At 64.5% G+C, this 10,414-nt stretch carries 9 protein-coding genes; 6 read left to right on the top strand and 3 right to left on the bottom strand.

The window, feature by feature from the left end; all coding sequences use genetic code 11:
• The first annotated feature begins 50 nt into the window (after positions 1–50).
• Genes EOA60_RS06600 through EOA60_RS06580 form a run of 5 tightly spaced genes read left to right on the top strand, consistent with a single transcriptional unit; the run spans position 51 to position 5,254 of the window.
• The gene (locus EOA60_RS06600; RefSeq protein WP_245322491.1) at positions 51–1,607 is read left to right on the top strand and encodes a sugar ABC transporter ATP-binding protein; all 1,557 of its coding nucleotides are present in this window, start codon (positions 51–53) and stop codon (positions 1,605–1,607) included.
• Complete coding sequence (locus EOA60_RS06595) at positions 1,604–2,581, top strand: ABC transporter permease (RefSeq protein ID WP_067322800.1); 978 nt, start codon at positions 1,604–1,606, stop codon at positions 2,579–2,581. Before EOA60_RS06600 ends, EOA60_RS06595 begins: the two co-directional genes overlap by 4 nt.
• The gene (locus tag EOA60_RS06590; RefSeq protein ID WP_095799395.1) at positions 2,578–3,579 is read left to right on the top strand and encodes an ABC transporter permease; all 1,002 of its coding nucleotides are present in this window, start codon (positions 2,578–2,580) and stop codon (positions 3,577–3,579) included. Before EOA60_RS06595 ends, EOA60_RS06590 begins: the two co-directional genes overlap by 4 nt.
• On the top strand, positions 3,579–3,893 hold the full coding sequence (rhaM, locus tag EOA60_RS06585; protein ID WP_206522078.1) for an L-rhamnose mutarotase: 315 nt from the start codon (positions 3,579–3,581) through the stop codon (positions 3,891–3,893). Before EOA60_RS06590 ends, rhaM begins: the two co-directional genes overlap by 1 nt.
• A complete protein-coding gene (locus tag EOA60_RS06580) occupies positions 3,890–5,254 on the top strand; it encodes an FGGY-family carbohydrate kinase (protein WP_095826050.1) in 1,365 nt (454 codons plus the stop codon). Before rhaM ends, EOA60_RS06580 begins: the two co-directional genes overlap by 4 nt.
• An 85-nt stretch (positions 5,255–5,339) precedes the next feature.
• On the opposite strand, the gene EOA60_RS06575 is transcribed toward EOA60_RS06580, so the two are convergent.
• Together EOA60_RS06575 and galE are read right to left on the bottom strand one after the other, a co-directional pair.
• Positions 5,340–6,596, bottom strand: coding sequence for a D-amino acid dehydrogenase (locus tag EOA60_RS06575; protein WP_095826051.1), 1,257 nt, complete (start codon positions 6,594–6,596; stop codon positions 5,340–5,342).
• 181 nt (positions 6,597–6,777) lie between these two features.
• A complete protein-coding gene (gene galE, locus EOA60_RS06570; RefSeq protein ID WP_095777447.1) occupies positions 6,778–7,773 on the bottom strand; it encodes a UDP-glucose 4-epimerase GalE in 996 nt (331 codons plus the stop codon).
• A gap of 281 nt (positions 7,774–8,054) precedes the next feature.
• Between galE and hemA the strand changes: the two genes are divergently transcribed.
• The gene (gene hemA / locus EOA60_RS06565; protein WP_095826052.1) at positions 8,055–9,332 is read left to right on the top strand and encodes a 5-aminolevulinate synthase; all 1,278 of its coding nucleotides are present in this window, start codon (positions 8,055–8,057) and stop codon (positions 9,330–9,332) included.
• Positions 9,333–9,343: 11 nt separating this feature from the next.
• On the opposite strand, the gene EOA60_RS06560 is transcribed toward hemA, so the two are convergent.
• The coding region (locus EOA60_RS06560) for a pyridoxal phosphate-dependent aminotransferase (protein ID WP_164899204.1) at positions 9,344–10,414 on the bottom strand (1,071 nt) is incomplete at its 5' end.

Below are 10,414 nucleotides of genomic sequence, written 5' to 3'. Positions count from 1 at the left end.
AGACGGGGCGGGGGTGCCGACGCTTCCATGCACCAGGACCTTAACTTGATATGCTAGACAACCCCCATCCCGCTCACGTTGTTCGCGACCCTCCCCGCGAGGGCGAGGACAAATTGGCCCCGCGCCTGACGCTCTCAGGCATCTCCAAGAGTTTTCCGGGCGTTCGGGCGCTGCACAATGTCAGCCTGTCGCTCTATCCCGGACAGGTGACGGCGCTGATCGGCGAGAACGGCGCCGGCAAGTCGACGCTGGTCAAGATCATGACCGGCATCTACCAGCCCGACGCCGGCGAAATCAGCATCGACGGCCAGGCCACGACGCTGCCCAGCGCGCATGCCGCCTTCGGCCACGGCATCACCGCCATCCATCAGGAGACGGTGCTGTTCGACGACCTTTCGGTCGCCGAAAACATCTTCCTCGGCCATGCGCCGCGCACCCGCTTCGGCACCATCGACTGGCGCACCATGCGCAAAAATGCGCGCGAGGTGCTGGAGACGATGCGCGCCGGCCACATCGACGCCGACACCCGCCTGAAGGACCTCGGCATCGCCAACAAGCATCTGGTGGCGGTGGCGCGCGCCATGTCCATCGACGCGCGCATCGTCATCATGGACGAGCCGACCGCCGCACTTTCGATGAAGGAGATCGACGAACTTTTCCTCTTGATCGAATTCCTGAAGAGCGAAGGCAAGGCGGTGCTCTTCATCAGCCACAAGTTCGACGAGATCTACCGCATCGCCGACCGCTACACCGTCTTCCGCGACGGCGAGATGGTGGGCGAAGGCCTGCTCAAGGACACCGGCCAGAACGAGATCGTGCGTATGATGGTCGGCCGCAACGTCGACCACATCTTTCCGCAGCGCGAGCCGAAGATCGGCGCGCCGGTGCTGTCGGTCTCCGGCCTGTCGCACCCGACCGAGTTCGACGATATCGGCTTCGAATTGCGCAAGGGCGAAATCCTCGGCTTCTATGGCCTCGTCGGTGCCGGCCGCAGCGAGGTGATGCAGGCGATCGCCGGCATTACGCGCACCAGCCGCGGCACGATTTCGCTGGACGGCAACTCAATCGCGCCGAAATCGGCGGCGGATTCGATCGAGGCCGGCATCGTCTATGTGCCGGAAGAGCGCGGCAAGCAGGGTGTCGTCATCGGCCTGCCGATCTTTCAGAACGTATCGCTGCCTTCGCTTGCGCGCACCTCGAAATCCGGTGTGCTCAAGCTGGCGGAAGAATTCTCACTTGCCCGCTCCTACACCGAGCGGCTGGACCTGCGCGCCTCGTCGCTCAGCCAGGATGTCGGCACCCTTTCCGGCGGCAACCAGCAGAAGGTGGTCATCGCCAAATGGCTGGCGACGACGCCGAAGGTCATCATCCTCGACGAGCCGACCAAGGGCATCGACATCGGCTCCAAAGCCGCTGTGCACGGCTTCATGGCCGAGCTCGTGGCGCAGGGGCTATCGGTGATCATGGTCTCCTCGGAACTGCCGGAAATCCTCGGCATGTCCGACCGGGTCGTGGTCATGCGTGAAGGCCGTATCGCGGCCACCTACGACAACAAAGGCCTCGACGCCGAGACGCTGGTCAGGACCGCAGCGGGGATCGCGGCATGAAGAATTTTCTCAAATATCGCGAGATCTGGCTGCTCGCCGGCATCGTCCTGTTGATCGGGCTGATCTCGACCCGCTTCCCCGGTTTTGCCGATCCGGCCAATCTGCGCCAGGTGTTCAACGACACCTCGATCCTGATGATCCTGGCGCTCGGCCAGATGGTGGTGATCCTGACGCGCTCGATCGATCTGTCGATGGCGTCCAACCTCTGCTTCACCGGCATGGTGGTGGCGATGCTCAACGCTGCCCATCCGGCGATCCCGATCCCGGTGCTGATCGTCATCGCACTGCTTGTCGGCCTCCTACTCGGCGCCATCAACGGCTTCCTGGTGTGGCGGCTGAATATCCCGTCCATCGTGGTCACGCTCGGCACGCTCACCATCTATCGCGGCGCCACCTTCGTCGTCTCCGGCGGCGCCTGGGTCAATGCCGACCAGATGAGCCCCGACTTCATCAACTTCCAGCGCGCCGCCTTCCTCGGCCTGCCGGTCCTGTCGTGGATCGCGCTTCTCGTCATTGCGCTGTTCTTTCTGGCGATGACGCGCACGCAGATCGGCCGCTCGATCTATGCCATCGGCGTCAACCCGACCGCCTCGGTCTATGCCGGCATCGATGTCGGCCGCACCAAGTTCATCGTCTTTTGCATTTCCGGCATGATCGGCGGGCTAGCCGGGTACTTATGGATCTCGCGCTACGTGATCGCCTCGGTCGAAGTCGCCAACGGCTACGAGCTCAACATCATCGCCGCCTGCGTCATCGGCGGCATCTCGATCGCCGGCGGCATTGGCTCGGTCGGCGGCGCGGTGCTCGGCGCGCTCTTCCTCGGCATCATCTCCAACGCGCTGCCGGTCATCAACATCTCGCCCTTCTGGCAGATGGCGATCTCGGGCAGCGCCATCATCCTGGCCGTGGTGCTCAACGCGCGCGGCGAGCGCCGGCAGGGTCGCATCATCCTCAGAAAGGCGGAAGCGGCATGACGGACACCCCTGCCCCGCGCCATATCCCCGACCGGCTCGACAAGCCGCTTTCTTCGGCGATCTTTTCCTGGGAGGCACTGCTCGTAGTCATCGCGATCCTCATCTTCGCGGTGAACAGCTTCGCCTCGCCCTATTTCCTCGACCCGTGGTCGCTCTCGGATCTGACCTTCAACTTCACCGAAAAGGGCCTGATTGCGCTTGCAATGGCGCTGCTGATCATCTCGGGCGAGATCGACCTGTCGGTTGCCGCGATTGTCGCGCTCGCTTCGACGATGATGGGCATGGCGGCGCAGGCGGGCGCCGGCACGCCGGTGCTGGTCGCGATCGGCATCGCCGTGGGGCTCGGCTGCGGCGCCTTCAACGGATTGCTCGTCACCAGGCTCGGCCTGCCTTCCATCGTCGTCACCATCGGCACGATGAGCCTGTTTCGCGGCATCGCCTTCATCATCCTCGGCGACCAGGCCTATAAGGGATATCCGGAGAGTTTCGCCTTCTTCGGCCAGGGTTATGTCTGGTGGGTCTTCTCGTTCGAGCTGGCGTTGTTCCTTTTCGCGGCGCTGGTCTACTGGTTCGTGCTGCATCGCACGAGCTTCGGCCGCCGCGTCTTTGCCATTGGCAACAATCCGGTCGCCTGCCAGTTCTCCGGTGTGCGCGTCGACCGCATCAAATTCATCCTGTTTTGCCTCACCGGGCTGATGTCGGGCATCGCCTCGGTGCTGATCACGTCGCGGCTCGGCTCGACAAGGCCGTCGATTGCGCAGGGCTATGAGCTGGAGGCCATCACCATGGTGGTGCTGGGAGGTGTGTCGATCCTCGGCGGCGCCGGCAGCATCCTCGGCGTGGTTCTTGCCGCCTTTATCATGGGGCTGGTGACCTTCGGCCTCGGCCTGCTCAACGTGCCCGGCATCGTCATGTCGATCTTCATCGGCCTGCTGCTGATCATCGTCATTGCGCTGCCGATCGTCTGGCGGCGGCTGCGCGAAGGACGTTTCGCCTGATGGAGAAACACGCCTTCAAGATGAAGCTCAATCCCGGCATGAAGGCCGAGTACAAGCGCCGTCATGACGAGATCTGGCCTGAGCTGGCGGAGCTGCTGAGAGATGCCGGCGTCTCCGACTATTCGATCTATCTCGACGAGGAGACCACCATCCTCTTCGGCGTGCTGTGGCGACGCGACGATCACGGCATGGCCGACCTGCCGAAACATCCTGTGATGCAGCGCTGGTGGGCGCATATGGCCGACCTCATGGAAACCAAACCCGACAATGAGCCGGTGGCGGTGCCGCTGGAAACCATGTTCCATATGGCATGATCCGCCACGTCGCCGTCATCGATATCGGCAAGACCAACGCCAAGGTGGCGCTGGTCGAGCTCACGACGCCGAGCGAGATCGCGCTGCGCCGCACCGCGAACGCGCCCGTTTGGCAGGCGCCCTACCCCCATCACGATGTCGAGGCGCTGTGGACGTTCATCCTGAACAGCCTCGCCGATATCAACCGCGAGCGGCGGATCGATGCGATCTCGATCACCACGCATGGCGCTACCGGGGCGCTGGTCGACGCCGCCGGCGAACTGGTGCTGCCGGTGCTCGACTATGAGTTCGACGGCCCCGACCAGCTTGCGGCCGACTACGACGCCGTACGCGCTCCCTTCGCCGAAACAGGCACGCCGCGGTTGCCCATCGGCCTTAATCTCGGCGCGCAATTCTTCTGGCAGCAAAAGCGCTTTCCAGTGGAATTCGCCAAGTCCGCCGCGATCCTCATGTATCCGCAATATTGGGCGCTGCGGCTGACTGGCGTCGCCGCCAACGAAGTGACATCGCTGGGCTGCCACACCGATCTGTGGAACCCCTGGACGTCCGACTATTCCTCGCTGGTCGACAGGATGGGCTGGCGTCCGCTGATGGCGCCCGTGCGTCGGGCGAAGGACAGGCTCGGATCGATCCTGCCGGCGATTGCCCGACTGACAGGGCTCGACCCCGCGACTCCCGTGTTCTGCGGCCTGCACGACTCCAACGCCTCGCTTCTGCCGCATCTGTTGTCCGATCGGCCGCCCTTCTCCGTCGTCTCGACCGGCACATGGGTGGTCTCGATGGCGGTCGGCGGCAAGAAGGTCGAGCTCGATGCGGAGCGCGACACGCTGGTCAATGTCAATGCGCTCGGCGATCCCGTGCCGTCGGCGCGCTTCATGGGTGGACGCGAGTTTTCGCTGCTGACCGAGGGCCAGGCGCAGGACTGGACCGAGGCCGATATTGCCGCCGTGCTGGCACGCCAGGCCTTGCTGCTGCCATCAACCCAGGAGGGGTCCGGGCCATTCCCTCACCGTGCCGCGCAATGGGTCAACGCCGAGGGCTTGCCACCCGGCCAGCGCTTCGCCGCCATCTCGTTCTATCTGGCGCTGATGACCGCGACCTGCCTGGAGTTGGTTGGCGGCGACGGGCGGACGACGGTCGAAGGGCCCTTTGCGCGGAACCCGCTTTTCATCCGCATGCTGGCGGCGGCAACGGGACGGGCTGTCATCGCGTCGGAAACGTCAACAGGAACGAGCATCGGCGCGGCACTGCCGGCGTCAGACGGCGCTACCGCCATGAGCAAAGGCGAGCGGACCGAGCCACCCGCAGATCCGGCTTGGCATGATTACGCGCGAGCGTGGCAGCGGGTCATCGGGACGTGATCCCCGCCATGGTATTTGCCACAACTTGACAGGTCGCGCCGACCAGCGCCGACATAGGCCAGTGGCAACTTGCGCACCGATCGTCTCAGCCCGATGTCGCGTAAAGCAACCCTTGCGGATCGATCTCCGGCTTGCGGCCGGCGACGAGGTCGGACAGGAATTTTCCCGAGCCGCAAGCCATGGTCCAGCCGAGATGGCCGTGGCCGGTGTCGAGATAGAGGTTGCGGTATTTCGCCTGACCGAAGATGGGCACGGAACTCGGCATCATCGGCCTCAGGCCTGCCCAAAGCAGCGCCTTCTTCTCGTCGAAGGCGCCCGGGAACAGGTCCTTGCCGGTTTCCAGGATGGTTCTGAAATCACGCGGCTTGAAGCTGCGATCGAAGCCTATGAATTCCGCCGTCGAGGACATCCGCAGCCGGTTGCCCAGCCTCGAATAGCCGATCAGCCGGTCCTCGTCGGCGCCGCCCATGGTCGGGCCCTTGCTCTCGTCCTCGAGCGGGACGGTCACGGTGTAGCCCTTCACCGGGTAGACGGGCAGGTCGATGCCGTAGCGGCGGCCGAACAGGCCGCTTTCGGCTCCCATCGAGATGACGACGGCGTCGCCCGCAACCGGTCCGGCCGAGGTCATCACGGCTCGCACCCGGTCGCCCTCGATGTCGAGGCCCTCGATTGTCGTGCCGAACAGGAACCTGACGCCGAGCTTCTCGGCCGCATAGGCGGCGAGCTTGTCGACGAATTGCTTGGAATCGCCGGTCTGGTCGATTGGAGAATAGATGCCGCCGGCGATCTTGTCCTTCACGCCGGCAAGGCCCGGCTCCAGCTCGGCCAAGCGGTCGCGGCCGACGATCTCGATCGGCAGGCCGCGCTCGCCGAGGTAGCGGTAATTGTCGGTGCCGGTGTCGAAGCTTTTCTGCGAGCGGAAGAAGTAGAGGATGCCTTTCTTGCGTTCGTCGTAATGGATGCCGGTCGCCTCCGAGAGCGCATTGATGCAGTCGCGCGAATAGAGCGCGAGCTTCAGCTTGACGTCGGTGTTGGCGCGCAGGCGCGCTACGGTGCACTCGCGCAGGAAGCGCAGGCTCCAGGCATAGAAATACGGATCGAGGCGCAGCCGGACCTTGATGCCGAGGTCATGGTTCCAGAGCGCGCGCAGAAAGGTCTTGAGCGCCGCCGGCGAGGCCCAGGCGGTGGCGTCGCCCGGCGAGACCAGGCCGGCGTTCGACTGGCTGGTGCCGCGCGCCGCTGCCTCATGGCGCTCGATCACCGTCACCTCATGACCGTCTTTAGCCAGATAGTAGGCGGCCGCCGTGCCAATCACGCCGGCGCCGAGCACCAAGACCTTCATGCCGTCCCTCAAGGCTCATTCCAACAGTGCGCCTTCGGCACACCACCGCATGAGCCTCAATACCGCGTCTAAACTCGCCGGACGAGCCCTTGGCCCAACAGGTCAGTCTCATTACGCAATTCCGGGACGAAGGCTACGGCGAAGTCGCCGAACCCAACCGCTACACACTTTCCTGAACTGCTTAGTTTCGAACGGAGTTCTTGGTCGTCAGGATGCGTTCCCAGGCCAGCGCATCCTTGACGATCTGGTCGAGATCGTCGCGCTGCGGCGTCCAGCCGAACTCCTTGCGGGCAAGGTCGGAATTGGCGACCACGGCGGCGGCGTCGCCCGGCCGTCGCGCACCCATGCGAACGTCGAAATCATGGCCGAAGGCGCGGCGCACGCTGTCGATCACTTCCAGCACCGAATAGCCGTGGCTGTAGCCGCAATTGGCGACGAGGCTCTCCCCGCCATCGCGCAGCCGCTGCAGTGCCAACCGGTGCGCCGCCGCCAGATCGCTGACATGGATGTAGTCGCGGATGCAGGTGCCGTCCGGTGTCGGATAGTCCTTGCCGAAGACCTGCATGAATGGCCGCTTGCCGAGCGCCGTCTCGCAGGCGACCTTGATCAGATGCGTGGCGCCGGGCGTCGACTGTCCGGTGCGGCCCTTGGGATCGGCGCCGGCGACATTGAAATAGCGCAGCGCCGTGTAGCGGATGTCGTGCGCAATCGCGGCATCGCGCAGCATCCACTCGCTCATCAGCTTGGAGAGGCCGTAAGGCGATTCCGGCGCCAGCCGGGCATCCTCGCGCACCGGCTCCAGCCCGGCGCCGCCATAGACGGCTGCGGTGGACGAGAAGATGAAATGCGGCACGCCCTCGCGCACGGCGGTTTCGATGAGCGCGCGCGTCTTGCAGGTGTTGTTCTCGTAATAGCCGAGCGGATCGGCGACCGATTCCGGCACCACGATCGAGCCGGCGAAATGGATGATGGCGTCGACCTTGTTTTCCCGGATGATCCGGCCGACCAGATCGCGATCGGCGACGTCGCCGACGACGAGCTTCGCCTCCGGCGCCACCGCCCATTCGAAGCCGGTGGAAAGCCTGTCGAGCACGACGACGCTTTCGCCGGCGTCCAAAAGCTCCCAGACCATGTGGCTGCCGATATAGCCGGCACCGCCCGTCACCAAAACCGTCATCGCTTACCTCGCTGATCAAGATTTATCGGAAACTGTCTCAACAGCCGCCGTGCTGGAAACCCCGCCGTAAGCCCATTAGCCTCCCATTTTAGTGTTAAGTCTGTAACAGTTCCGCCTGCCCGAGGCATCGTACCGAAACAAAGCTGGTTCACATCCCCGGGAATAGGCCATGATCCGGCATCGTTAGGAACAGGCGCGGGGCGTGGCATTTTGACCGGTGCGGCGCGGTGGACGTAACATAGGCCCGTGACTATGATCCGGCGCAAAATTGGGAAGCCGACATGAACTACCAGCGGTTCTTCGAAGACGCGATCGACCAGCTCCATGCCGAGCGGCGCTACCGCGTTTTCGCCGACCTCGAGCGCATCGTGGGCAAGTTTCCACGCGCCATCTGGCGCTCCAACGGTCGCGCCCAGGAAATCACCGTCTGGTGCTCCAACGACTATCTCGGCATGGGCCAGAATCCGGACGTCATCGCCGCCTTCCAGAACGCGGCAGGCCGGATGGGCTCGGGCGCTGGCGGCACCCGCAACATTTCCGGCACGTCCAACCCGCTGGTCGAGCTGGAGCATGAGCTCGCCGACCTGCACGACAAAGAGGCGGCGCTGGTCTTCACCTCCGGTTTCGTTTCCAACGAAGCCTCGATCTCGACCATCGCCAGGCTCTTGCCCAACTGCCTGCTCATCTCGGACGAGTTGAACCATGCCTCGATGATCGAAGGCGTGCGGCGTTCCGGGGCCGAGAAGAAGATCTTCCGCCACAACGACGTTGCGCATCTGGAAAGCCTGCTGCAGGCGGCAGGACGCGAGCGCGCCAAGCTGATCGTCTTCGAAAGCGTCTATTCGATGGACGGCGACATCGCGCCGATCAAGCAGATCGTCGAGCTCGCCGAGCGCTACAACGCCCTGACCTATATCGACGAGGTTCATGCTGTCGGCATGTACGGTGCGCGCGGCGGCGGCATCACCGAGCGCGAGGGTCTTGCCGACCGCATCGACATCATCGAGGGGACGCTGGCCAAGGCCTTCGGCACGCTGGGCGGCTACATCACCGGCACGAGCGCTGTGATCGACGCGGTGCGCTCCTATGCGCCGGGCTTCATTTTCACCACCGCGCTGCCGCCCGCGATCGCGGCGGCCGCCACCACCTCGATCAGGCATTTGAAGCGCTCGCAGGCCGAGCGCGACGCCCAGCAGCGCCAGGCAGCGCGGGCCAAGCAGATGCTTGCCGCGGTCGGGCTGCCGGTGATGGAATCGGCCACCCATATCGTGCCGGTGCTGGTCGGCGATCCGGAGCTTTGCAAGATGGCGAGCGACCGCCTGCTTGGCGTCCACGGCATCTACATCCAGCCGATCAATTACCCGACGGTGCCGCGCGGCACCGAACGGCTGCGCATCACGCCCACCCCGTTCCATTCGGACGCGCTGATCGCCGAACTGCAGGACGCGCTGGTCGAGACCTGGGATGCGCTCGGCATCCCCTATGCCGCCTCCGGCCGTCCGGCCGTCGCCAAGAGCGACCGGGTTATTCCACTCCTGGTGCCGAAGTCAGGCGGCTGAAGCCGCCCGTCTCACACCGTCTTCATCCATTTCGCCAGGCGATTTGCCGCTTCCTCGAGCTGATCGAGGCGGCGGTGGAAGCATAGCCTGAGGAAGGCCTCCCCGCCGGGGCCGAAGGCCGTGCCGGGCGCCAGCCCGACATTGGCGTTGTCGACGATGTCGAAGGCGGCGGCGCGGGAATCGGTGATGCCGTCGACAGTGAAGAACAGGTAGAACGCACCTTGCGGCACGGTGAAGCGCGCCTTGCCGGTGGCACCCAGGATGTCGCAGACCAGATCGCGCGCCGCACGTGCCCGCTCCACCTGCTCGACGATAAAGCCGTCACCCTTGTCGAGGGCCGCAACCGCGCCGCGCTGCATGAACTGGGCGACGCCCGAGGTCGAATACTGGATCAGGTTCTCGAACACCTGCTGCAGCGCCGGATGCGTCTTGATCCAGCCGACTCGCCAGCCGGTCATCGCCCAGTTCTTGGAGAAGCTGTTGACGAACAGGATGCGGTCTTCCGCCGTTGCGATATCGAGGAAAGACGGCGCGCGGCCGTGGCCATAGTGGAACAGCGCATAGATCTCGTCGGCGATGATCCAAAGCTTCTTCGTGCGGGCCAGATCGAGGATCGCTTGAAGCGTTTCCTTGTCGGCTGTCCAGCCGGTCGGGTTCGAGGGGGTATTGATGAACAGCGCCTTGGTACGCGGCGTGATGGCGGCTGCGATCTTGTCGACATCGCAGGACCAGCCATTCCCGGACTGGTCGAGCGTGACCGGCACGGGAACAGCGCCGGCGACACCGGCGGCGGCAGCGAAATTCGGCCACGCCGGCGAGAGATAGACGACCTCGTCGCCGCTGCCGGCGATCGCGTCGATGGCCAGTTGAATGGCATGCATGCCCGAGCCGGTGACGATGAATTCTTCCTCGGCGAAGCGCTGGCCGAAATACCTGGCATAGTAGCGGGCGAGCGCCTGCCTGAGCTCGGGAATGCCTTTCTGCCAGGTGTAGAAGGTCTCGCCATTGGCGAGGCCGCCTGCGGCGGCATCGCTGATGAAGGAAGGCGTCGGCAGGTCGCCCTCTCCGGCCCAGAGCGGGAT

The sequence above is a fragment of the Mesorhizobium sp. M1A.F.Ca.IN.020.06.1.1 genome, from assembly GCF_004023265.1.
Classification (GTDB): domain Bacteria; phylum Pseudomonadota; class Alphaproteobacteria; order Rhizobiales; family Rhizobiaceae; genus Mesorhizobium.
The sequence above is the reverse complement of the archived record's forward strand: the minus strand, read 5'-3'. Positions and strand labels throughout refer to the sequence as shown.

Coding starts and splice junctions, on each gene's coding strand:
- EOA60_RS06580 (WP_095826050.1), top strand. CDS start 3,890: ATGATCCGCCACGTCGCCGTCATCGATATCGGCAAGACCAACGCCAAG.
- galE (WP_095777447.1), bottom strand. CDS start 7,773: ATGACGGTTTTGGTGACGGGCGGTGCCGGCTATATCGGCAGCCACATG.
- rhaM (WP_206522078.1), top strand. CDS start 3,579: ATGGAGAAACACGCCTTCAAGATGAAGCTCAATCCCGGCATGAAGGCC.
- hemA (WP_095826052.1), top strand. CDS start 8,055: ATGAACTACCAGCGGTTCTTCGAAGACGCGATCGACCAGCTCCATGCC.
- EOA60_RS06575 (WP_095826051.1), bottom strand. CDS start 6,596: ATGAAGGTCTTGGTGCTCGGCGCCGGCGTGATTGGCACGGCGGCCGCC.
- EOA60_RS06600 (WP_245322491.1), top strand. CDS start 51: ATGCTAGACAACCCCCATCCCGCTCACGTTGTTCGCGACCCTCCCCGC.
- EOA60_RS06595 (WP_067322800.1), top strand. CDS start 1,604: ATGAAGAATTTTCTCAAATATCGCGAGATCTGGCTGCTCGCCGGCATC.
- EOA60_RS06590 (WP_095799395.1), top strand. CDS start 2,578: ATGACGGACACCCCTGCCCCGCGCCATATCCCCGACCGGCTCGACAAG.